Genomic DNA, 23,337 nt, shown 5'->3' with positions numbered 1-23,337 from the left:
GGAGATCGTAAAGGCTCAGCCTATCCCTTCAGGGAACCAGCCGTCATCTGCATAAAAGATTTATTGGCAAAGACATACGCTACGAGAATCGGCACAATCGACAGGCAGGCACCAGCCATCATGTAATGAGTCTGCGAGGCGGCGGAAATGCCATACTTCAGATTCGCCAGGCCCACAGTGAGCGTCTGCAGCTCCGGCTTCGTCATGGTGAACACGAGCGGCAGCAGATATTCATTCCACGCGCCGCGGAAGGTAAAGAGTGCGCCTACCCCCAGTCCAGGACCGAGCAGAGGAAGGATAATAGTCCAAAAAGTGCGGCCGAGTGAGCTTCCGTCAATCCGTGCAGCTTCATCCAGTTCACGCGGAATGCCTTTCATGAAGCTGAGCAGGATAAAAAAGATCGAAGCATGCGCGGAGATCAAAATCAGAATGACCCCCCACAGCGAGCTGTTCAGGTGCAACCTGACCATCAGGTCGAACTGTGGACGCAGTACCACCGCCCCTACGGCGACAAACATTGTGAATGACTGCATACCGATATAGATTTTTTTGCCAAAAAATTCCATTCGGTCTACTACATAGGCAGCCATAGAGGCTACCAGCAGTGTACCGGCGACCGTGGAGAGCGACACGATTAGACTGTTGACCGTATACGTCGAGAAGTGGGCTTTGTCCCAGGCATCCGCGTAGTTGGAAAAATGCCATTTGCTTGGCAGGAAGGTTGCGCCTGTAGTCAGCTCAACGTTTGTTTTGAACGAGCCGAGGATGGTAATCACAACAGGAATCAAGGTTACAAAGGCGAGTGCCAGCAAAAAGATCCATAAAACCGTCTTTCCCGTTATCTCTTTTGTTCTCATATCACATCTCTCCTCAATCAATCCGATTCATTCGTCTGGAGGCATAGAAGTAAATCACGGAAATCATCCCCACGATAAGCGCAGAAACAAATGCGACCGCACTTCCATATCCAAACTCCTGCACCTGGGTTGAGGCTGAGCTGCCCCCGACCGGAAAGAACAGCTTATACAGGTAAAGGAACATGACTTCCGTTTTGCCCGCAGGGCCGCCTTCGGTAAGCACCATTATGCTCTCATAGCCCTTCAGCGCATTGATGATCGCCAGCATAATGACCATCTGCAGCACGGGTCCCAGCATCGGCAGGGTGATGAAGCGGAACTGCTGTATTTTATTAGCTCCATCCAAAGAAGAGCTCTCGTAAACATCCTCGGGAATATTCTGAAGTCCGGCCAGGAACAGCAGCATATAGTTGCCTACCGCACCCCACACCGCCACCAGAATGACCGTAAGCATGGCATGTTTCGGACCCAGCCAGTCAATGCCGGAGGATGAAATGTTAAATTTGATCAGGAACTGGTTCAGAATTCCGTTGTATGAATTAAAGATCGTAAAAAAGACCACAGCCATAACGGCCGTACTGATTACTGTTGGCATGAAAAAAACGGCCCGCAGCAGCTGTCTCCCTCTGATTTTACGGTTCAGAATCGCCGCCAGGAGCAGGGACAGCGGGATCGAGAGCAGCAGCTTGCCTCCCGCATAGACAAAAGTATTGACGACAGAATCCCAAAACTCTGCATCACGCAGAATCCGGCTAAAATTATCGAGGCCGATGAACCGGGCAGTTCCATAGCCCTTGTAGTTGTAGAACATATAGCGGAATGCCCAGGCAATCGGGTAAATTCCCAGCACAAGCGTGAGCAGCGCGCTTGGCAGCAGAAAGCTGTAGGCAAAGGTGGCATTCTTGGTTTTGTTCATGGGTTCCTCCAGGCTCCTTTCCTGTCTTGCTGTCAAAAGATAAGGATGGGGGAAGAAATCCCCCTCCTTAAATGGTCTCTGTGAAATGCTCGGATAAGCTTCTCTTAACTTATTTTGCGAACTTCCCTGCAAGCGCTGCCGGATTAAAGCCTGGGTCCGGTTCGGCTTTCAGGCCGTCATTCTTCATCGCATCATCCAGCGCAGCGTTGTAGCGTTTGTTCAGATCGGCAATCGTGGCATCCAAATCCCCGCCGTTCAGCATGTATTTGAAGAAGGCGTCATCCGATTTCATGCCTTCCGGTGCCACTGCCGGATACACCGGCCATACACCGTCATACTGATTCGGCAGAAACCCCTCGATACCTTTGACTTCAGGGGTTTTGGCGGAGGCGCTGATGGAAGGGACCATCGAGATGCCATAACCATTCTCCTGATAGGCTGTCAGCATTTGATCACTGTACATATACTCCATGAACTTCCAGGCAGCATCCTTATGCTTGGACTTGGCACTCAGAGCCAGCCATTGTCCTCCGAGGAAGCCCGAAGCGCCCTTTGCGTTGCCGTCAATCGTAGGCGCAGGTGCCGCAGCCCAGTCGATTTTGGCCGGGAACTGTGTGCTGTAGACCCCTGGTTCCGAGGAAAAACTCAGGTACATCCCGATCTTGCCCTCGGCAAACTGTGCCCGCAGTGGATCGATATCCAGCGATTCCACACCTGGAAGCATGCTGCCGTCATCTTTGATCTGCTTGAAAGCCTCGATAATCGGCTTGAAACCGCTGAAGTCATAACGCGCCGTTTTGAAGTCATAGCCAAAGCCGCCGAAGCCGCTCATTTCAGCAATAACCCGCGCTGAGCGTCCAAGTGCACTGGTCGGATTTTTGAAGTTCTGCGCAAAGCCGTAGGCACCGTCTGCTTTTCCCGCTGCGGTCAGCTTTTTGGCAGTGTCCACCAGCTCCTGTAAGGTTGCCGGCGGCTTGGTAATTCCCGCTTTGGCGAACAGGTCCTTGTTGTAAACCAGACGCATCGTCGTACCGTAATTCGGAAGGCTGTAGCGTTTGCCGTCAAAGGTGTTCAGATTAACCATCTCCGGAAATTTAGCCTTCATGTCATCGGACAGATACTCGTCGATTGGAGCGAGATATTCTTTTTTATAAAAAGTGCCGATGGTGTTTTCTTTCACCCGGATCACATCCGGAGAGTCGGCAGTCTGGAAGGACAGATCCAGCGCTGTATCGAAATCATCGCCCTTGACGACCAATTCCACCTCAATGCCATCGGTATTCGTTGCGTTGAAATCGGCTACCTTTTCCTTTACGAATTCGGCGTCATGGCGGTCACCTGTCCAGTAGCTGATTTTGGTCTTTTCGCCTGATGCCGATCCTGATCCAGAGTTTGATGGCTCCTTGGAATTCTCAGCAGTATTGGAGTTGCCGCATGCGGCCAGACCGAATGCCAGCACCGCGCTCAGCGAAGTCAGAAGCAGTTGTTTCTTCATTTCTGTTAGCCCCCTTATATGTTCAAAGCTGTGTTTGCCTTACACCCTGATTATAGGGCAGGCCATTCATCTGCATAATGCGGGTAAACCCACATTAAGGGCAGATATCTGCTGAACTAATGCCAAACGGGGATGAACACCCGCAGCATCAGCGGATCGTTCATCCCCGTGGATTCGTAAGTTGTGTATAGTCTGCCCTGCCGAGATAAGATATCTTGAACTCCGACGGTGTCATGCCGGTGTGTTTCTTGAATACCTCGCTGAAGTAGCGGCGGTGCTCATAGCCAAGCTCCATGGCGATTTCCTGCACCTGCAGCCCTTCAATCAGCATCGTCTTCGCCTTCTCCATCTTCTCGTGCATGACGAACTGCTGAAAGGAGATGCCCGCCACCTTCTTGAACAAGTTCGAGAAATAGCCCTGGCTGAGGCTGATTTGCTTCGCCACCTGCTCCAGGGTCAGGCTGGTGTGCAGGTTGGCAGATATGTAGGCCTTAGCCTGACGGATAATCCTTGTGGATTCGATGGAGCGCTCTTCCTCAATCCAGCGGCAGCCCTCGGCGCACAGTCCCTCCAGAAGGGAGCGTATCTCCTGCAGCGAAGGATGCGGGCGGTTCTTCAGACGGTTCACTTCCTGCTCCAGCGGCTGGACCTTCTCATAAGGGAATAGCTCTAGCATGACCCGGCAGATTTTGAATGACAACTCGTAGCCGATGTTCTCCACATACTGCGGCGCGGGCAGCGGGTCGAGCTGAAGCAGCTCATCGAATATACGTACGAGCACCAGCTGGCTTTTCTCACGGTTGCCTGAGCGGAGCGCGAAAAGAAATTCCTGTTCGGCGGCAACAGAATAGTGGCTCGCAGCCCGCTGCTTATGGACGATACTCGCGTAGTTGTATACAGCGTTGCCGCCAGTATAGAAATGATAAGCCAGCGCACCAAGCGCCTGCGCATAGGAATCGGCCAGCTCATGGATCGCAGATACGCCTAGTCCCATTCCAATCGAAACCGTGCAGCGGGAATAGCGGCTGACATTGGCACAGCAAGCCTCGGTGATCTGCTCCGCCATATGGGGGTCGTCCCCGTTGATGATTCCGACATAACGGTTCGTCGCCTCACGGAAGAGAATTCCTTGCGTCCAGGCCAAGATCGTCTCTTCCAATATATTTTGCAGGCTGAAGCGGATCAGTTCGATCTCCTGCACAGGCTGGCGGCAGTACTTTTCGGCAAACTGATCGATCTCGACGATAAACACTGTGAAATTCTCCTGCGCCAGCGGAATGCCAAGATACTCCCATCGCGCTTTCGCACCCGGTTCAGTCGCCCTATGCTGCATTAGGAGAGTCAGATACTCCTGGCGCAGAATCGGCAGACTTTCTTTGATCCGGGCTTGCATAGCCTTTAGGTTCTCCTGCTCTCTGCGATCCTCCAGACACAGTTCCTTTGCCTTCAGCACCACATTCACGATCTCCTCCAGTGAAAAGGGCTTTTTGACAAAATCCATGGCCCCAAGACGAATTGCCTGCTGGGCATAGGAAAATTCCGAGTACGCGCTGAGAATAATGATTTTGCAGTGCGGAGCAAATTCCAGAATCGCCCGGGTCATCTCCAACCCGTCCATTCGCGGCATGCGGATGTCGGTAAGCACAATATCGGGTTTCAGCTCACGGACCTTCTGCAATCCTTCTTCCCCGTCGAGCGCCGTACCGGCTACCTCAATGCCGTATTCCTGCCATTGAGGCTTGCGGGCAATCATGTCTACTACGCTTTTTATATCGTCGATCACGCAAATTTTGACCGGCTTTACTTCAGGATATTTCATAGCTTCCTCCCTCTTCCTTCTGCGGACTGAGCGGTATCCATAGATCGGTTCGCGAGCCTACGCCCGCCTGGCCGGACAGCTCCATCCGCGCCTCTTCACCGTAATAGAGCTGCAGCCGGTGCCTGATATTGACCAGGGCATATCCTTTTTTGGAAAGCTCCCGCTCAGTCATACCCAGCTCCACTTTGGCGGTATCCATGCCTTTGCCATTGTCCTCCACCACAATATGGAGCATGGCCTGCTCCAGCGAAATCCGCACATGTATCCAGCCGCCGCTCCTCCGGTCCGAGAACCCGTGCTGGATACTGTTCTCCACAATCGGCTGCAGCAGTATTTTTGGAATTGGGACCGACAAAAGCTCCTCCTCTTCCGTTTCAGCACGGTACTCGAACAGATTCTCATAGCATTTTTGCTGGATGGCGCAGTACTGCTGCACATGCGAAAGCTCGTCCTCGAGCGTAATCAGATCCTTGCCGCCGCCAAGCCCCAGCTGGAACATTTGCGATAATGCGAGAATCATCTCGTTGACATCCTCATTTTCACCCATCACGGACTTACAATAGATCGTATTGAGCGTATTGTATAGAAAATGGGGCTCCATCTGTGCGGTCAGCGCCCGGATCTCCGCATGGCGTTTGCCTTTTTCCTTCTGCCGCACATCTTCGATCAGTGTTTTGATCTCCGTCATCATCCGGTTAAACTGAAAGCCAACCTGGGCGATTTCATCGTTGTATTTGCTCTCAAAAGAAACGCTGAGCTGGTTCTCCTCCACTCTGCGCATCAGCCGGCTCAACTTGAACAAGGGACGGAGAAGCGCCGCCGTCAGCTTGTTTGAGAAAAACCAGGTCGTCAAAAGAAACACCAGAATCACATACAGAACCGTCCGCTGCACACCCTTGAGCTGCCCGAGCAGCTGATCCTTGGACTGCATCCCGGCCAGGATCCATTCCGGCGCAACCGCCGACTGCTTATAGTTGACCAGATAATCCTCACCGTCAAAAGGATAAAAGAAATTGCCCTCGCTGTCCGCTGTTCTGTCCTGCAGAAATTCCGGCTCTTTCGGCGGCCCCCCCTGGGCAGGCCAGCCCGTTAGCACTACCGTCTCCCCTTCCTTGTTCAGAAGCAAATACTTTCGGTCCTTACCGGCAGTGCCCTGACCAAGCAGTGAAGCAATCCGGTTCTCTCTGAGATTGACCACAATGAACACGTTGGTGATCGGCGTATGCTCATAAATTCCCCGCACTACAAAGGACACCACACGCTGGCTCCCGGTGAACAGCCGGTCGTAGTGCCCTTTGGCCCAGTATCCGCCGGGGCTTTTTTTGCTATTGTCGTACAGCTCCGAGCCGTAAAATGAATTATCCTGTGCACGGACCTGGGTGGTGGAATAAAAATCCCCAATCGGTGTAGCTATGAGAACGTTCTCAATCATTGGCTCATTGAAGGTAGCCTGCGAGAGGACGTACTGCATCTCCGATAAATGGACATAATATTTCGTCACATCATGAGCCTGAACATCAATCATCATCTGCCTGTAGGCATCACTGAGCATCAGTGATTGGACCGACATCGCCACATCATTCAGCCGATAGTCCAGCAGCTGCAGTGTCTTATCCACCGTCTCTTTACTCGTCTCAAACGCATTGTTCTGAATTTCCTTTCCGGCTATCCGGTAGGTTAGAACTCCCATCGCGCTAATGGATAGCGTTATCAATACGAGAAATGAGAGAAGTACCCGCTGCTTGATGGACACCTGATAATAACGTTCACTCGACTTGCTCCAGATCAGGCTGCCCCACTTTCGAAAGAACCTCATGGATACCCGCTCTCCTTCCTACCGCAAAAATTCCGCCAGTTCTCCGGCAACCAGCTTTCATCCCCTGTACCATACGACCGATTTCGGGTTGATGTCAACAAGTTCACCTTGATTTCCTACCCCAGCAATGGTCTCGATCATTTCCTTCTAGAATTCCAGAGCAGCTGGTGAATCTGGCCCGCCCGGCCATTGCTTCCCTTCTGCTGAATGAAATCAAATAGAGCATCCATCTATATCACAGTACAAGCTTGGTCTGCGGGAGCACCTCCCGGGTTTCCTCCAGCACATGGCGGTAAGCCCGCTCGTAACGATCTGTTACACCGCCAGGTTCGTCTTTCATCATTCTCCAGATATCATTGACCCCGATCAGAATACTTAGCACATCCGGCTTCAGATAGATCGCATCCTCATTTCAGCGGCATCATACTCATCCTTTGATCTAGAATTAGTAGTTGTGATAATGCCCCGGAATTGCCCGTTTGGTTCTCATCATATCAGAAAAACGCTCATAAACACGACGGAAGGGAATGCTCCTCTGCACGCTCAGTGATTCATGGAAAGCGTTTCCTAAATCTACATATAATAAAACCTCTCTTAGGAAAGAGAGGTTTGGAGGCTTCTGAAGATGATTCGGTGGAAAGCTGCAGGAAGAACTTCATTTCACATCGGCCTTACAGGTATTACTCGGCACCTACCCCATGTGTCAAAGGTTCAATGAATGAATGCGTTGAAGCGGATTGCATAACTAATGCCGGAGCGTCAACAGCAAAAAAAATGCTACCTACTGCCAGCAGCAGAGCCACTTTTCTTATCATTAATCTTTTGCACCTCGCCAATTAGAATTTTGTATCTTTCCTGATCCTCGCCGGAACTGAGATGTCTGTATTGCTCAAATAGCACTACGCACTGAACAATACGGCTGTCACTGTTCATTCTAACAGACGATTCCAGACATTGGAATAAGTAAGCGATACCATTCCTGATTTTCTGGGCATTTAAGCAATACACAGCCAATTCGTACAACAGTACAGTATATTTGTCCTCGGTCACCTGTGCATTCAGTTTCCCCATTCGGGTCTTCATATCTTTGAGGCCCAGACGAGGCTCAAAGCGTTCAATGATATCATCCACGTTCAAGTCCAGGCGGTTGGCCGCTTGCATGATTTTGATTAGACCCGGGACCCTTTCGTTCTCTCTGGCGCTGATGAATTCAACATAATCCGCAAGCACCCGGGTCTCTCCTGTCATCAGACGATACAGATATGAATTGGCTTCAGCCCATTCTTTAAACTGCTCCATAATCTGCCGGGCCTCCTCCGTGGTCTCTTGGACCTAGCTGAAATCGGAATACAGCGAGACATAATGAAGGGCCTGGATATAATCCCCGCGTTCATCACAAACTGCCGAGCGGAGCAGATGGGCGTAGAGGATATAGAAACAAAGGGGCCTTGCGGGTTCTTTTAGGACCGCACGGCGGCTGACCTTATGATACTTATTCTGATACTGGATAGACGCTTTGTGCCCCATCTCCTCTGCCAAAGCCTCCACTCTGTTCCAGCGGTGCAAGGACGCATAAATATTGGCCAAATCCTTCAGCGCATTCAGCTGATCCACCTCGTCGAGCCGCTCCACAAAGTATTCAAAATGCATCGCCGTCCGCAGATTGGCATCCTGATCTTTCCCCAGGGCTATGGTAAACAGCCGGTACTGGCAGAGAGCCAGCCGCTCCGAATGCTGATATTTCTCACTCTCTGCAACACCTTCATATAACAGCGCTGCCGCTTGCCGCTTGCCCTGTGCAAAGAATTCCTCCGCTGTTTCAAACAGTGCCTGGGCATAAGAGATATTATCCATAAGGGTCCGGACGACCTGCCGGATGCATTCAAGCTTGTCAAGCTCCGCACATCGCTGCAGGAACGGGCCCAGCCGCCGCCAGTCCGGAGTAGAGTGAATAACACATTCATCTATGTATAATTCATAAAACTCACCTTCGGGAAGTCCCATTCCCGCTGTTATTCGGTCCAGCTGCTTCATGGCAATGGGGCGGTTCCCATTGATAATACTGCTGAGCGTACCGGAGTTCACCCCTGATACCCCAGCGAATTGATTAATGGTGATGCCTTCTTTTTTCAAATAAGCTTCCAGTTCTGATTGTATTGTTGTAGTTGTTGATTCCAAACAAACACCTTCCTAGGAACCCATATATTTGAACTATAATCCATATATTCCTATATCTTAGGTTTTATACTGAGATAGGTCAATGTGCATTGGCACGTTAAATATGGGTTGACAGGTATGACCACAGCCGTTCCACTGCCCGGCCCCAGGTCAAGAGATCAGTCTGGACTCCCTATCGCCGCCATAATTGCACCTCCCCATGATGTTATTTGAATAGCTTAATATGCCCAGGAATGGCTTATTGAAAATAATGAATTTGTTTCGACTTACCCCACCTGATTTTTCCACTCCGCAGGTTCAAAAATATTTGCAACATTTTCACCGGAATTACGTTTATAGAGATACAAAGCCCGTTTGAGAACACCAGTAAAGGGTAATGAGGTATATAGACGTATACCGTGTCATAATCATATCAAGGGGGAATTTTTACATGTTCAAAAGAAAATCGGTTGTTCTGTTTCCTGCTCTGGTCCTCCTGTTCCTCTCCCTCGTGACTACGGCTAGTACGGTAGGTACACGCGCAGATGCTCAAAGCGGCGATAAAAGTCAGGAATTGACGGTTTATATACATGCGCTGAAGTCCAAAGACGGACATACGATCATGACCGCCGACCAAATCGAATGGTATGAAGGTGCTGAAGCGAACCGTATCTTTGCTGAACGTGAGCCTGAGGCAGCGGCAGAGCTTGGCGGTGTACCGGATGATTACTATATTGTGAATGACAGTGACTCGCTCACTTCATACCCCATCGCTGACAATGCTGCGGTAACGATTCAGATTTACGACCATACAGGGAAACCGGGAGATTTGGATATACAATGGAATGAAGGGATTACGCTTCACAAGTTCCTGACGGAATTCGCCAAAAAGGACATCATCGATCTCAGCCAATCCCCATACCACATTACGGTTCAAGATGGCAAGGTGATCTCGATCGTACAGCAATACACTCCATAACCTCATATTCTGCACACCAAACGAGCATCGTCTGTACAGACGATGCTCGTTTGGTGTGCAGAATAAATACGTCTATCGAATGGTTACCGACAATTTCTCCGTTAAGCCCACTTACCAGCACCCCCGTTTCTACTGAAGTAAGCTCGTAATCCGATTGATTATCCATCGTTACTGTAAACCGAACACCAAGAGTGAAACCCAAAACGTTTTAAAGTTTGAATATGTGTAAAAAGGTTAGATATCCCCTAAACATTTTAGGTGGTAAGCGCTTTACTTTGGGCCGGATTTCATTAATAATTAGAGAGTTAACGAGTGTATTAAAGTCAGAAAAAAGGGGACATGCCGATGACTGCTTTTGAGCTGCAAGTGGATACACCGGTTGATCTGGAGATCACCGGCAAATTTGTCGCACCGTCCTCCGATTGGGTTCACCTGAGCAGAGTGCTGCAGGATTACGAGCTTATTGTCATGACTGAGGGCGTGTTATATTTGGCGGGTGACAAACAGCAGTTTGTGGTCTCAAAGGGTGAATATCTCTTACTTCCCCCGCTTACCAGGCAATACGGAACCCGCTCATCCGATTGCTGCTTCTACTGGCTGCATTTCTCGGCCAAGTCAGGGATCACAATCACCGATGTGACCACTTCCAGCCGTAGTGAGCAAGACAACACTATTTTGCTTCCCCAGTATGGGACCCTGAAGAGTCTGGAGAAAATTATTGTGATGATGAAGCAATTGCAGGACTCCGTGCGGGGCTATAATCATAAAACGCTGAACAACTACATGGCAACGGTCATTTTATGCGAGCTGTACAACCAGTTGTTCCATGCGGATTCCAATCCGTCCAAAAAAACCAAACAGGAGCAGCTCTACAACGATATCGTGGACTACATAAAATGGAGCCGGAGTGAGCATATCAAGGTATCGCAAATTGCTGCTTACTTCGGATATAACGATAAGTACCTCTCCCACCTGTTTACCACCATCTCAGGCATCTCGTTGAAGCAGTACATTCTGCAGCAAAAGATGGAGCTGGCCAAATTCCTGCTCGCCGACACTAATCAGAACATCAGCGAAGTCTCCATCCAGCTCGGATATACAGACTGCCATAATTTCATGAAATCCTTCAAGAAGATCGTCGGCCTGACGCCCACAGATTTCCGCAACGCTTATGCGAAGCGCCTGCTGTTCTATGAGTAACCCTGGACGATTCTACAGACCGAAGAATGGACTAGCAACTCCTCCTATTATACTGAGTTTACTCGCAGAAGCCTTGCCCCACCAGCCGTCTGTCGTGTGGCACTTCGGACAATCTGCTGTGGGTCAGCCAAAATTTCCATAAATAGCTTATGCCAGTGAGTTTTTGGGGCTTATACAAGCAAAAGTCCCTTCTAATGTGATTACTAAAGATAATGCCTGTACCGGCAAACATGAGGCTATCCGTTGTGGTTGGCCTCATGTTTGCCGTATTAGGGGCTTAATTTGTGATCTTCACATTGCCAAACACGGCCTTATTCTTCGCGTCATCCCCCGGATTGCTGAGCGCTATACCGACATACACCTGGCGGTTCATCGAGATCTGTACAGTTCCGACCTTCGTCCAGCGCTTCCCGTCAGACGAAACTGCGCCGGTGAAGGTATTTCCCTTTCGGTTCAGCTTAAGCCAGCTTGGAGCAGAAGCATCTGTTGTCTGGTCGGCCGAGCTGCCCGTCGTCTCTTCACGATACTGGAAGGTTGCCCCATTCTCAGGGGTAATCATCATGTCCGCGTGCTTTGCATCATGCCCCAGCGACTCCCGAATCATAACGCCGGCCTTGGCCCAGCCGTCCATACGTTCAGTTGAACGCATCTGAACAATGATCTCCGCATCACCCTTCACAGGTTGATAGACAAAGTTCAGCTGATCCGCTTTCCCCCAAATATCCGTGGATGTGCTGCTCATTGTAAATTGCTTTTTGGAAGAATTGTATACAACATTCCCCGGCATGGAGCCGATATTTCTTGCCTTCCACCCTGTTGGCAGTTGAGCCGGATAGTCATGTTCACCCGGCGGTGTCCAGTCCGGTGTCGGCCATGTTGTACGTTCATCGATTTTGGCCAGCTCGGCTTCAGGCCAGGCCCCATAAGAAAAGAACGACAGACGCTTCACGCCAGGGTAATTCTCGCGGATTCCCTGGTAAATCTCCTGATATTGATCATCAGTCCAGTCATTATCCAGCGTTGCTACAATTTCCACTTGGCTGCTGCTGATCCGGTCGCTCGTATCCTTCAGGATACCGTATGCCGTGCTGTACACCCAGTCGCTGTTGAATTCCCAGTCATCAAAGTACGCCATAGGGGCGACAAAGTCGATAGAATCCTTGAATTTGGCTACATTCTGCCCAACCTCTGTAAATTCCGGCGGCAAAATATACACGCCAAGCTGCACATCCGGATTCGAGGACTGGGAAATATCCTGACGGATATCGCCTACATACTGTCCGATTTGATCTGTTCTCCATTCATTCCACTGCTGCCGCTGAGCGGAATCAGCACCGAAATTAATGCTGAGCGGGGAATATCCGAATTGCGCCTTATATTTGGCCACCGTGTAATCGCTGACGTCCATGTTGTAATTGTCGAAACGGATCCAGTCCAGCACAACACCGTCAACAGCATAATTCTCGATTACTTCCTGAATGATGGAGCGTTCATACTGCTGCACTTCATGGTGAATCGGATTGACGAAATATTCGTTACCGTTAGAACCTGTAAACGGAGTCTGAACCCCGTTGACCAGCGACTGCATCTGCCATTCCTTATGCTTCAGGAAGGCCTCCTGATCATGGAACTGCGGAATCCAGGCATGGACTTTAATTCCAGCGGCGTGGGCTGCTGTAATGACCTCCTGAAGGGCATCGAAATTCTCGTAGCCCTGTGCAATCGGAGCGATATCACTCTGATAAAACACCCGCCCGGATGGTACCTCGTCATCTTCATCCTGCTTCACATTCATGCTGATGACATCCACTCCATAGCGTTCGGACAGCCTGATAAAGTTCTGAACATCCGCCATGTTCCTAAACTGGTTTACGGTTCGTACAATGACTTCCGTTTCAAAAGGGGGATTACCCTCCTCCTCGGCCATAACAGGAACTGAAGAACCCAATACGGAGAAAACCAACGCGAAGCTTAACACCGCCATGGACCTTGCTCTCAGTGTAAATGTCATATTCTCGCCTCCATAAAAATAGTCTTCATTATGTTTTAAACAAAAATTATTTCGTCGCGTTGATTTTCTGGACATTCTCCTGCCATCTTTCGGTTTTGAACTCAAGCAGCTTATCCAGCCCAGCTTTTTTGGCATTCTTTTTAGCAGTCTCCAGGGCCGACAGCACCTCTTCATCCGACTTCGCCTGAACCATCTGGGCGAAAGCAAGGGTATGAATATTCTGAATATTTTGGGCGATGATGCCGGTCTCCGTATCGGGAACCGGGTCGGTATTCACAAATTCCGTAATGTCCAGAGCGGTTTTCCAGGTCACCGTGGACTGCGCCACCGTCTCCCACGATTTCTGGTTCGCGGAAAGCGAAGCCTCGAGGTTCATTTTTGCCGTATCGATAAAGGTCGTATTTCCCGCCCAGTTAAAGTCCTCGAATTTCCGCATGATTTCCGTACGCTCGTTAGCAGATGTCGTCTTGTATTTCTCGTTCGGAATCGGAGCGCCATCCGCATCCTCTTCATTCCAATACAGGCCTTTCGGACCGAAGAACAGAACCTTCTGTCCCTCCGGACCCGTTATCCAGTCATAGTAAGCAAAGATAGCCTCCGGATCCTTTGCATTGGTCGTAATGACATTGACGTTCCAGCCCAGCGTCTCGAAACCGCTTACAAACACCTTGTTCTTGTCTAATCCGGCTTTATGAACCGGCCAAATAATCTCATAACCGCTGTCCGGATTGCCTGCAGTCAGTGCCCGGTGTCCCTCGGCTCCGTACGTAGTGATGTTGGACTCGACCATGACCGCTACGCGGCCGGTATTCACCTTCTCCTTGACCGCATCCTGGATTTGCTGCAGCGCATCCTGGGTAATCAGGCGTTCACGGAACAGCTTATTGATATACAGCATCATTTCCTCGAAAGCAGGATCGTCATAGATGGGAAGCAGCTTGTCGCCTTCCGGATATCCCATGAGGGAAATGAATTTGCTGGTGGAATTCTCCTTAAAACCGCCATACATAATATCAAGGCCTGCCCCCTTCTCACCGACCTCCAGAGGCACTACATCCGGATACTTGTCTCGCACCAGGAGCAGATATTGATACAGATCATCGAAGGTTTCCAGCTTCGGTCTGCCGAGTGCGTTATATATATCCTTATTAACCATCCAACCACCGTTGCCGAACTGCCCTGAAGTGTACCAGTTGGGGATTTGATAGATTTTCCCGTCCTCAGAGCGAAGCAGGTTCAGAGTGGATTCCTTAACATATTTCTTGAAGTTCGGGTATTTCTCATAGTAATCATCCAGCGCCACGAGTCTCCCTGCCTGCACCAGCCGTTCCACCGTGGATCCACGGTCGGTGAAGATAACATCCGGCAAATCACCGCTGACGATCAACGTATTGAGCTTTTCCGAGGCTGCCCCTCCAGATTGAACCGGCTCAACGGTAACCTTCCGGTTCTCCTGAATCCATTTCGTTGCCTCATTCTCCCCCCAAGGCGCTGTTGTAAGCCAGTCGTAATTTCCATAGAAGCTGAAGGTAGTAGGCTTTATGCCGCTGCCGTCATCTGTGACTGCCCCGGTATTCCCATTGCCCTTACTTTCATCCTGTGAAGTGTCAGATTTCCCGCTTCCGCTGCAAGCAGTGAGAAGAAGAAGCAGGGAGACAAGCAGAAGCGATACCCATTTCAACCGAATGCGCATTCTTTTCCCTTCTTTCTACACGATATGGAGACTGCTATTCTTTCAATGAACCGATCAATACCCCCTTAACAAAATATTTTTGGAGAAAGGGGTACGACAAAATAATCGGGATAGTGGCGATCATCATCGTAGCCATGGTTAATGACTTCGTTGTAACCGTCCGATTCCGGTTCATATGATCCAGTGCGATGGCATTTGATGAGCCAATTTCAGTCATAATGTTGGAATTCATAATTTGCCGCAGCAGGGTCTGTATAGGAAGCAGGTGATCCTTCGTAATATAGATCGCTCCCGTGAACCAGTCGTTCCAGTAACCCACCGCTGTAAATAAAGCAATCGTAGCGAGCACCGGGCCTGAGACGGGAATGACAATTCGAAAGAAAATGACATAGTTGCTGCAACCATCGATTTTGGCCGATTCCTCCAGCCCGTCAGGCAGAGCAGAGAAGAAGGTGCGGATGACAATCATGTTGTAGACGCTAATGATTCCAGGGATAATCAGAACCCAAAAGGTGTCCAGCATACCCAGTGAGCGGATTAGCAAATAAGTAGGAATGAGCCCTCCGCTAAAAAACATCGTGATCATAAAGAACACCATATACTGCTTGCGGAACAGCAATGTCTTCTTGGACATTCCGTAGGCTAACAGGGCCGTGAAGAAGACGGATAATACCGTACCGCTCAAGGTTCTAAGAACGGTGATCAGAAAAGAGTTCAACAGGCGGTGATCCTGAAACACAATATAATAATTCTCCAGTGTATACTGTCTAGGCCACAGGGTTATGCCGCCAAGTGCTGTATCACTCCCTTGATTGAAGGAAATGACAAGCGCGTTCCAAAACGGGTAGAGCATGATTACCGCCATCAGTGTCAAGAGGAGATAAATCGTCCGCTGCATTACTTTGTCGCCCAGGCTTAGCCTCATTGTTCACCCCTCCTATAGATTTCAGGTCTACCAGAGACTGACATCTGCCCGGCGGGCGATTTTGTTGGCTGTCACCAGCAGAATAACACTGATTACCGCTTTGAATAGCCCTACCGCTGTCGCATAAGAGAATCTGGCATTCAATATCCCAACACGGTACACATAGGTGTCGATAACATCGGAGTAAGGCCGCAGGATTGGATTGGTCGCCAGCAGCAAAATGTCTTCAAAACCTGCACTGAGCAGATTGCCGATAGCAAGAATCATAAAGATGATAATAACAGGGGAAATACTGGGGAGCGTAATGGAGTAAATTTGCTTAAACCGGCTTGCACCATCTATAGAAGCGGCCTCATACATGGCTGGATCAACACCCGCGATTGCGGCCAGATAGACAATGCTTCCAAACCCGATCTCCTTCCACACATTGACGCTCACTAGAATCGACCAGAAATATTCAGGGATCGCCAGAAAGTTGATCGGCTCATGCGACAGGTTCAGCCGTTCCAGTAAATAGTTCACCGTTCCGTTGTCAACGGACAGCAGCGAGAATACCAGGCCGGATACAATGACCCAGGACATAAAATACGGCAGGTAGCTGACCGTCTGGATCAATCGTTTAAAGGCCATATTCCCGATTTCATTTAACATCAGCGCAAGCAAAATAGGAGCAGGAAAGGTAATGATCAGTTTCAGCACGCTAATCACAATGGTGTTTCTCATTACATTCCAGAACTCGGGGGCCTCAAAGAACATTTTGAAATTCATCCATCCAACCCAAGGGCTTCCCATCATACCGTTAAAAATATCGTACTGCTGAAATGCCATCACCACGCCATACATCGGAATGTAACTGAATATTACAACAAAAATTATTCCCGGCCAGACCATGGACTGTAAATCCAACTGATTCGTAAATTTTTCCCACAAACTTGGTTTAACGGCCGCTTTCATCCGCTTGTCCTCCTCTGGCGCCTTCTAGTGAAATAACGGCAGATACGGTTTGTTTTTCTCCAGCATTTCATCCAGCAACTGTTCGGCAACGGCGACCGAAGGCACCAGGGGGTGATGAACCAATGCTTGCAGTGCAATATCCCGGTCTCCGTGCACGGCTGCTTCGATGGTCAGGCTCTCGTATTGCTTAACCGCCGCCAGCAGACCCTTTACGGACTCTGGAATGATCCGCAGCGGAATTGGCAGCGGGCCTTGCTTGGTCACCATACAGTTCACCTCAATGGAGGCATCGTCCGGCAGGAAGCCAATAATTCCGTTGTTACGTACATTCAGCGTCTGGATATCGCGGGAATCATTATAAAGGGACCTCATCAGCAGTACCGCCGCTTCCGAGTAATACGCCCCGCCACGCTGCTCCAGCTGCTTTGGTTTCTCCTTCAGCTCAACGTCACGGTACAGCTCGAACAGCTCTTCCTCCACCTGCTTCACCACCTCAGCACGTGAGCCGGTCGTTGCTGCCGCTTCCTTCTGTTCATTCAGCAGAGCGTCCGTCATATAGTAATAGCTCAGGTAATAAGAGGGGATGGCTTTCAAAGCATTCAGAAACCGGTGATCCCAGGAATCAAACGGTACATTGCTAGCCTTGTAGTTCTGGGGGTAGTCAATGAGCTCCTGCAGCTTGCTCTCTCCGTCAATCACGACATCGGATACCCAGTGCAGATGATTAATGCCGACGAACTCCGAGTAGATCTTTTCGATAGGAAGTCCGAAGAACTCGGAGAGCCACTTTTGAAAACCGATCGGTGAGTTGCACAGACCTACGCTCTTTACCGAGGAATATTTGTGAACTGCCTCAGTTACCATGCCGGCCGGATTCGTAAAATTCAGCAGCCAGGCATCTGGAGCAAGCTCCTCCATATCCCTGCAGATACCCAGAATGACCGGAATGGTCCGCAGGCCTTTCATCATTCCTCCGGGGCCTGTCGTCTCCTGACCAATGACATTGTATTTAAGCGGAATTAATTCGTCCCATTTCCGCGCTTCCAGCATGCCTACCCGGATTTGCGTGCAGACAAAGTCCGCTCCGGTGATGGCCTCCCTTCGATTAAGTGTCTCCACCACTGTTATCGGCAGTCCGGACTCAGTAATCATGCGCTTGCTCAGTTCCGCAATCGTATGCAGCTTCTCCCTTCCCTCCTCAATATCCACCAGCCATACTTCACTAATGGGAAGCTCTTTGTGGTGCATGAGGATGCCTTCAATAAGCTCAGGTGTATACGACGACCCCGCTCCAATGACAACCAGCTTCAATGTTTTCTCCATGACAGACCCTTCCTTCGTCTTTTCATTTGGGTTGGATGATAACTAGCTTATTTATTCGTTACTTTCTCCAGGGACAGGCGATCAAGAATTTCGTGATTGACATGCATCCCGCTGCTTTCCATCGCCAGAACGACCGAGCCTACAACCGGCTCCCGGCTTAATATTCTTAAGGTGCCATTGGGAGCCGACGGCTTCACTCTCTGTTCAATGGCGTGCCGGATGATACCTGAGCGGTCTCCCTTGGTCAGCAGGCTGCCTGCAAGCACAATGTCAAAAGAGTCCTCTTCCATAGACAATTGGCGGATAGTCGCCGCCGCAGCCAACCCCAGTTCATCCCCTTGCTTGATCAGCAATCCGGTGGCAACCTGGTCCCCGTCCTCTGCCGCCTGAAACAGCAGCTCGGCAATACGGGCCGGCAATTCTCTGAAATGATCCAGGTAATCCTCCCGCAGCTCCGAAACGCTGGAATAGCCCAGCAATTGAGTTAAGCGCTCTGTAAGCACCGTCTTGCGCTCTCTTCCATCATCTGCCCGGAGAACGCTGCGGAATACCTCCATACTTAAATCATAGCCGCCGCCAAAATCACCGAACCAGTAGCCGAACCCCCCGCATTGGTAAGTAGTACCCTTCGGATTCTTGCCGGCACAGTTCACGCCCGAGCCGCAAATCAGTACAACTCCAAAGTCCTCCTCGGTCCCTGACCGCAATGCATTCCAGGTATCGCAGGAAATCTCCGTCCGCGGAAGACTGAGGCGGCCGATGATGGGCCGTAAAATTCGGAAATCGGCTACTCTGTCTGCTCCTGCCATTCCAAACCAGGAGTACTCCAGTTGGTCCTTGGTCAGGCCTGACGCCATAAGCGCTTCCGATACCGCCTGCTGCAAACTGTCCTCCGCCTGCTCACGATTCTTTTGGTGATTTCCGTTCCCTCCCCGGCCTATACCGATGACCCGACCCTGTTCATTGGCAATCATCGCGTAGGTTTTACTGCCTCCTGCATCCACTCCCAAGTAATACTTCACAGATCGTTTCACTCCTAATATTCAGGTTAATCTTACAGCTGCGGTCGATTCACGCACGAGAAGCTGAGGAGCGAGCTTCGTTACAGCGGGCAGCATCACCTCCCCATGGATCAACTTCATTAGCAAATCAACGCCGATGCTGCCCATTTGCGCCTCAGGCTGCCTGACTGTCGTCAACCGCGGGTAGAATTCACCTGCGAACTGTTGATCATCAAATCCGACTACCGAGATATCATGAGGCACCCGAATTCCCTCTTCGCGCAGCGCCTGGATAACTCCAAGGGCAATAAAGTCATCTCCGCAAAAAAAGGCTGTCGGCAGCTTATCTTCACGGATCCATCTCTTGGCTACTTCATAGCCGCCGCTTACCGTAAACCCGCAGGAATCTGTGCCGAATGACGTTAACCCTGCTTCCTCCAGCGCTCGGCCATAGCCTCGCTTGCGCTCCGCAACACTCAGGAATACCGAAGGACCGCCAATATAGGCAATCTGAGTATGTCCAAGCTCAATCAAGTGCTTTATCGCTTCATAGCCACCCTGATAATTATCGACCACGACACTGGGAACATCCTCATGCTGGAACTGGTTATCCAGGAGCACAAACGGAATGTTTTTTCTTTTCAGTTCCTCTACATATTTCCTCTCTTCAAGCGGGGACAACAGGATAATCCCGTCCACACGGTCCTTCTGAAACAGAAAATTATCGCCTTCATCCTCATTCTCGGCAATGGATAAGGCCAAAAAATAACCTTGCTCCGTCAGCTTCCGGTTCACCACACGAATCACCCGGTCATAGAAAGAGTCGTTAAAGTTGGTAATCGACATCCCGATGACTCCCGTCTTGCCGCGCACTAGACTCCGCGCAGCGGAATTGGGCTGATAATTCAATTCCTCCATCGCTTTGAGCACTTTCCGTCTATTGGACTCACGCACAGACGGTGAATTGTTAAGCACTCTGGATACGGTCACAACCGAGAGTCCCGATTTTTTGGCTACATCATGAATGTTCATCTAAGATACTATGCCTCCGTCGTCTAGAAAGTTTAATCGATTAAACTTTCTAGATAAATAAAAAATTACCAACCCTTTATTTATCCTTGATCTAACTGTAAATCGAACATTCATTGTCATATTTGTCTTGATTCAAACCATTATAATCTTCTCTAAAGTTTAAAGGTTTTTACTTTGGCTTAATATTACTACCGTTTCTGATATCCGTCAATCCAAAAGCTGCCATCAAGTTCAATATTCCGATAATCATTTGATGCTTCTAACTTGCCCTTTTGGCTTTAGTTTAAGGGCCATCCTTTGCGGAATGGCCCTAACTCACCTTTATTTTAACTATTTCTCCTGCAAGGTGAATGATCAAGTACTTTACGGCTTGTCATCAGACAATATTGTACGAACGAAATTCATGGATAAATTCCTCCAGCCAGTCTTCTGAAAAATCCAGAGCACCCGATTCATGGATGAATTCAACATCAAGACCCATTACCCAAAATCGGCGAGCTATGATAAATAAATCAATTGCCGATTCATCTTTTTCGGAAAAACCCCGGACGGATCGATAGCCTGAGATTAAAGCATCCCACAGTGAGGCTTTCTTCTCCTCTGGTAGGCGTTTTCTATTTCGGACTTGTGCCAAGTCGTAGGCACGCCACCCTTTTGCCGACCATTCAAAGTCATAATGGGTGAAGGTATCGCCTTCCTGGAAGGCATTGTTATTGCCATGCAAATCCCCATGACAAATCCCCCAATCCAAGCCTTGACTAGAAACGTTGTTGATACGCTCCATTAACGCGTTCGAGAACTCACGCAGAAACGGAGTTGCGCTATGTTCCTCTCCAATATAGTTCACAATACGATCTAACGGCTGGCTGATGAGAGCATTTGTATCCAAATTGGATCTAGGAAGGTCTAAGGAAATCTTGTCCATAGCCGCATGTAATTCGGCAGCCGATCTTCCAAAAGAGAAACACGATTCCTCATCATGAAGCACATTCTCAGTGCCAGTCAGATAGCTAAAAATCACGGCAACTCTTGGGCCTTCTGGCGCATTTATAACAGTGAATAAGCTATCGTCTTTTTTGGAAATGGGGACCGAAACCTTTGTACTTACTGCGCTTAATTCGTCATTCAATTGTGTGAGTAGAGATAATTCATAAGCAACATCACTTTCACCTATTGATTGACGGTATATGCGAAGAATATAAAAACCTCTGGAGGTACGAATTCTATACGTATCATTTAATCCGCGTAACCAGAACAAGCAATCCTTCCAGTCTCCAATATCATAAAGATTGCTCAGACCGTATGCTAAATAGTTTGGATCTAAAACTGAACGTAAGGCAGTCGGTTTAGTATAATACATCTTAATCTCCTCAATAAATTAGTGAGTTAGCATCCAAAAGCGGGCTTGGCCTCCAATTGAACAATGGTCTCTTCGAATTTTTTAACCGGACAGTAGGAAAATTCTCTACTTACATCGTTATATCCTCTTCCTTTTCCAATATTCCGGATGATTATGTCTTGTATTATATTAATTTTCTTTGCCTACTACATCATTCTGTAACACAAATAAACTCGCAGAAGCCTGTGATGTAAACAGGCTCCTGCGAGCTTTTTTCAAAAACTTGCTGATTAGTGAAAACAATACGTGGGCTGTGTTGTCATTTCGCGACAATCGGCACAAATATATCTGATAGATGATAGCCCATTTTCTCTTTGAATACCTTGGGTGTAGTAACATGGGTCATTTCGTAACGTTCAGCTGAATCATTCTCGCTTGTTGATATTTCGAAGCACCCACTTGTCTCAACCCACGCGCGAATGGATGCTTTAGTTTCATGGATGGCCACTTCCTCTGCATCTTTTGAAGTTGCAACTGCATATAAGCCCCCAGGGAAATCGGCAACCTCATATCCACCTGTATCTTTGTATCCTTCCGGCAGCGCAAAAAACCATTCCAAGTAACCTTTCTTGACGTTATACCACATAAAGTCGCGGGGCGTAATGTAATGCTTGACATCGACAGAAGACCACCATTGGTCAAACGCTTCGAAATCCTCCATAGATGATATGTTTCCCGAATTAACGACCGTTAGAGGTGGGATCTCAATTACACGGATTCGCTCCATATTCACAAAACCTCCGGAAATAGAAGTACTTTATCCAAGAGTATATACAATGGATAAATCAGGAAATTAAATGCATCACAAGTGGATGAACCGGATGATGCAGAAGAGAGGCTCATGCTGGCATTGCGCCTCACAGCTTCCAACGGCAGGTCATCGTTAAATTGCCCCCATGCAGCTCCGCTGTCAGTGAGCCGTTCATCTTGTCCATTAGACTTTTCGCGATGGAAAGACCAAGTCCCGATCCTTGGGCGGACCGGGTGCGGTCGACCGTATAGAAGCGGTCGAATAGCAGCCTCACATCGATGTCGGATAACTCCTTCGCTTCGTTCACGATCCTGAACATGGCTGTCTTCTCCCGTTGCTCGAAGCAGATTTCCACATGACCGGCCGCATGTTTGACAGTATTAATAAGCAAATTCTCAACGACCCTCCGCACGGCTGATTCGTCGGCATATACAGCCACAGCTTCCTTCGGCAGCCGGATATCCGGCGTAATGTTCCGTTCGTTGAACCGGTCGTAGAAACCAACCAGAATGTCTGACAGGAGGACAGTCATTTCGATCCGCTCGGGCTTAAGCTGATAATCCGAAGATTCAATTAAGGACAGCTCGAAGAAATCGTTCAATAGCGCTTGCAGCCGTTTCGTGCGATTTTTAACGATTGTGAGGTATTCGTGCTTCTCCTCAGGCGTAATAGGCTCTGCTTCCAGCAGTTGAATATATCCAAAGATAGAGGTCAGCGGAGTACGGATATCATGGGAAATGTTCGCAATCGCCTGCCGCAGCTCATTTTCAGTTCGTCTTCTGCGGGCCTCTGCATCGACTACGAGGTCGGACTGGCTGTTAATTTGACCCGCAAGTGCTTCGAGCCGCCGATCGAATAGAGTTACGTCTATTTTTTTACCGGTTGTCTGTTCATTATAGCGGCGCAGCTGCGCCGTCATCCGCCCCAGCTCCCGCCTCATCAGCAGCAGATGAGCAAGCAGAAGAGCCGCCACCGTAACCGATATGAGCGTTATGATAAGCAACTCTCT

General features: G+C 49.3%; 17 protein-coding genes and 2 pseudogenes. 2 read left to right on the top strand and 17 right to left on the bottom strand.

Going from position 1 to position 23,337, the window contains the following annotated elements; all coding sequences use genetic code 11:
• Positions 1-20: 20 nt before the first annotated feature.
• From ACTJKB_RS23855 to ACTJKB_RS23825, 7 genes and pseudogenes are all read right to left on the bottom strand, one after another.
• The gene (locus tag ACTJKB_RS23855) at positions 21-857 is read right to left on the bottom strand and encodes a carbohydrate ABC transporter permease (protein WP_440836841.1); all 837 of its coding nucleotides are present in this window, start codon (positions 855-857) and stop codon (positions 21-23) included.
• A 13-nt stretch (positions 858-870) separates the two neighbouring features.
• Positions 871-1,773: a carbohydrate ABC transporter permease gene (locus ACTJKB_RS23850; protein WP_074100261.1), complete on the bottom strand. Its 903-nt coding sequence runs from the start codon at positions 1,771-1,773 to the stop codon at positions 871-873.
• A 109-nt stretch (positions 1,774-1,882) separates the two neighbouring features.
• Positions 1,883-3,268 (bottom strand): ABC transporter substrate-binding protein, encoded by a 1,386-nt coding sequence (locus ACTJKB_RS23845; RefSeq protein WP_440836840.1) that lies wholly within the window; start codon positions 3,266-3,268, stop codon positions 1,883-1,885.
• A 160-nt stretch (positions 3,269-3,428) separates the two neighbouring features.
• Positions 3,429-5,087: a response regulator gene (locus tag ACTJKB_RS23840; protein WP_440836839.1), complete on the bottom strand. Its 1,659-nt coding sequence runs from the start codon at positions 5,085-5,087 to the stop codon at positions 3,429-3,431.
• The gene (locus ACTJKB_RS23835) at positions 5,074-6,903 is read right to left on the bottom strand and encodes a cache domain-containing sensor histidine kinase (RefSeq protein WP_440836838.1); all 1,830 of its coding nucleotides are present in this window, start codon (positions 6,901-6,903) and stop codon (positions 5,074-5,076) included. Before ACTJKB_RS23835 ends, ACTJKB_RS23840 begins: the two co-directional genes overlap by 14 nt.
• Positions 6,904-7,141: 238 nt before the next feature.
• Positions 7,142-7,315: pseudogene (locus ACTJKB_RS23830) on the bottom strand (lysophospholipase); the annotation flags it as partial.
• 365 nt (positions 7,316-7,680) lie between these two features.
• Positions 7,681-9,081: pseudogene (locus ACTJKB_RS23825) on the bottom strand (helix-turn-helix domain-containing protein).
• Between the two features lie 430 nt (positions 9,082-9,511).
• On the opposite strand from ACTJKB_RS23825, the gene ACTJKB_RS23820 reads away from it, so the two are divergent.
• Positions 9,512-10,039: a hypothetical protein gene (locus tag ACTJKB_RS23820; RefSeq protein WP_440836837.1), complete on the top strand. Its 528-nt coding sequence runs from the start codon at positions 9,512-9,514 to the stop codon at positions 10,037-10,039.
• Between the two features lie 345 nt (positions 10,040-10,384).
• On the top strand, positions 10,385-11,239 hold the full coding sequence (locus ACTJKB_RS23815; protein WP_440836836.1) for an AraC family transcriptional regulator: 855 nt from the start codon (positions 10,385-10,387) through the stop codon (positions 11,237-11,239).
• A gap of 277 nt (positions 11,240-11,516) precedes the next feature.
• Here the strand turns inward: ACTJKB_RS23815 and ACTJKB_RS23810 are convergent, their stop codons facing one another.
• The 10 genes from ACTJKB_RS23810 to ACTJKB_RS23765 all read right to left on the bottom strand — a co-directional run bounded on the left by ACTJKB_RS23810 (position 11,517) and on the right by ACTJKB_RS23765 (position 23,331).
• Positions 11,517-13,250, bottom strand: a complete 1,734-nt coding sequence (locus ACTJKB_RS23810) for a family 10 glycosylhydrolase (protein ID WP_440836835.1) — start codon at positions 13,248-13,250, stop codon at positions 11,517-11,519.
• A 46-nt stretch (positions 13,251-13,296) separates the two neighbouring features.
• Entirely contained in the window at positions 13,297-14,943 is a 1,647-nt protein-coding gene (locus ACTJKB_RS23805; RefSeq protein WP_440836834.1) for an extracellular solute-binding protein, read from the bottom strand.
• 34 nt (positions 14,944-14,977) lie between these two features.
• Positions 14,978-15,868: a carbohydrate ABC transporter permease gene (locus ACTJKB_RS23800; RefSeq protein WP_440836833.1), complete on the bottom strand. Its 891-nt coding sequence runs from the start codon at positions 15,866-15,868 to the stop codon at positions 14,978-14,980.
• Positions 15,869-15,895: 27 nt separating this feature from the next.
• Positions 15,896-16,822 carry an ABC transporter permease gene (locus ACTJKB_RS23795; protein ID WP_440836832.1) on the bottom strand — a complete coding sequence of 309 codons (927 nt, stop codon included), beginning with the start codon at positions 16,820-16,822 and terminating at the stop codon, positions 15,896-15,898.
• Between the two features lie 24 nt (positions 16,823-16,846).
• Positions 16,847-18,145: a 6-phospho-beta-glucosidase gene (locus ACTJKB_RS23790; protein ID WP_440836831.1), complete on the bottom strand. Its 1,299-nt coding sequence runs from the start codon at positions 18,143-18,145 to the stop codon at positions 16,847-16,849.
• Between the two features lie 47 nt (positions 18,146-18,192).
• On the bottom strand, positions 18,193-19,167 hold the full coding sequence (locus tag ACTJKB_RS23785) for an N-acetylglucosamine kinase (protein ID WP_440836830.1): 975 nt from the start codon (positions 19,165-19,167) through the stop codon (positions 18,193-18,195).
• A 21-nt stretch (positions 19,168-19,188) separates the two neighbouring features.
• Entirely contained in the window at positions 19,189-20,178 is a 990-nt protein-coding gene (locus ACTJKB_RS23780) for a LacI family DNA-binding transcriptional regulator (protein ID WP_440836829.1), read from the bottom strand.
• A 376-nt stretch (positions 20,179-20,554) separates the two neighbouring features.
• The gene (locus tag ACTJKB_RS23775) at positions 20,555-21,538 is read right to left on the bottom strand and encodes a phosphotransferase (RefSeq protein ID WP_440836828.1); all 984 of its coding nucleotides are present in this window, start codon (positions 21,536-21,538) and stop codon (positions 20,555-20,557) included.
• A 298-nt stretch (positions 21,539-21,836) separates the two neighbouring features.
• A complete protein-coding gene (locus ACTJKB_RS23770; protein WP_440836827.1) occupies positions 21,837-22,304 on the bottom strand; it encodes a hypothetical protein in 468 nt (155 codons plus the stop codon).
• Between the two features lie 130 nt (positions 22,305-22,434).
• A complete protein-coding gene (locus ACTJKB_RS23765; protein ID WP_440836826.1) occupies positions 22,435-23,331 on the bottom strand; it encodes a sensor histidine kinase in 897 nt (298 codons plus the stop codon).
• Positions 23,332-23,337 lie beyond the last annotated feature (6 nt).

It is taken from the genome of Paenibacillus sp. 22594, assembly GCF_052044425.1.
Classification (GTDB): Bacteria; Bacillota; Bacilli; order Paenibacillales; family Paenibacillaceae; genus Paenibacillus_AQ.
The sequence above is the reverse complement of the archived record's forward strand: the minus strand, read 5'-3'. Positions and strand labels throughout refer to the sequence as shown.

What these genes read in the sequence shown, in the direction of transcription:
- ACTJKB_RS23855 (WP_440836841.1), bottom strand. Translation starts at nt 857, where the DNA reads ATGAGAACAAAAGAGATAACGGGAAAGACGGTTTTATGGATCTTTTTG.
- ACTJKB_RS23850 (WP_074100261.1), bottom strand. Translation starts at nt 1,773, where the DNA reads ATGAACAAAACCAAGAATGCCACCTTTGCCTACAGCTTTCTGCTGCCA.
- ACTJKB_RS23845 (WP_440836840.1), bottom strand. Translation starts at nt 3,268, where the DNA reads ATGAAGAAACAACTGCTTCTGACTTCGCTGAGCGCGGTGCTGGCATTC.
- ACTJKB_RS23840 (WP_440836839.1), bottom strand. Translation starts at nt 5,087, where the DNA reads ATGAAATATCCTGAAGTAAAGCCGGTCAAAATTTGCGTGATCGACGAT.
- ACTJKB_RS23835 (WP_440836838.1), bottom strand. Translation starts at nt 6,903, where the DNA reads ATGAGGTTCTTTCGAAAGTGGGGCAGCCTGATCTGGAGCAAGTCGAGT.
- ACTJKB_RS23820 (WP_440836837.1), top strand. Translation starts at nt 9,512, where the DNA reads ATGTTCAAAAGAAAATCGGTTGTTCTGTTTCCTGCTCTGGTCCTCCTG.
- ACTJKB_RS23815 (WP_440836836.1), top strand. Translation starts at nt 10,385, where the DNA reads ATGACTGCTTTTGAGCTGCAAGTGGATACACCGGTTGATCTGGAGATC.
- ACTJKB_RS23810 (WP_440836835.1), bottom strand. Translation starts at nt 13,250, where the DNA reads ATGACATTTACACTGAGAGCAAGGTCCATGGCGGTGTTAAGCTTCGCG.
- ACTJKB_RS23805 (WP_440836834.1), bottom strand. Translation starts at nt 14,943, where the DNA reads ATGCGCATTCGGTTGAAATGGGTATCGCTTCTGCTTGTCTCCCTGCTT.
- ACTJKB_RS23800 (WP_440836833.1), bottom strand. Translation starts at nt 15,868, where the DNA reads ATGAGGCTAAGCCTGGGCGACAAAGTAATGCAGCGGACGATTTATCTC.
- ACTJKB_RS23795 (WP_440836832.1), bottom strand. Translation starts at nt 16,822, where the DNA reads ATGAAAGCGGCCGTTAAACCAAGTTTGTGGGAAAAATTTACGAATCAG.
- ACTJKB_RS23790 (WP_440836831.1), bottom strand. Translation starts at nt 18,145, where the DNA reads ATGGAGAAAACATTGAAGCTGGTTGTCATTGGAGCGGGGTCGTCGTAT.
- ACTJKB_RS23780 (WP_440836829.1), bottom strand. Translation starts at nt 20,178, where the DNA reads ATGAACATTCATGATGTAGCCAAAAAATCGGGACTCTCGGTTGTGACC.
- ACTJKB_RS23775 (WP_440836828.1), bottom strand. Translation starts at nt 21,538, where the DNA reads ATGTATTATACTAAACCGACTGCCTTACGTTCAGTTTTAGATCCAAAC.
- ACTJKB_RS23770 (WP_440836827.1), bottom strand. Translation starts at nt 22,304, where the DNA reads ATGGAGCGAATCCGTGTAATTGAGATCCCACCTCTAACGGTCGTTAAT.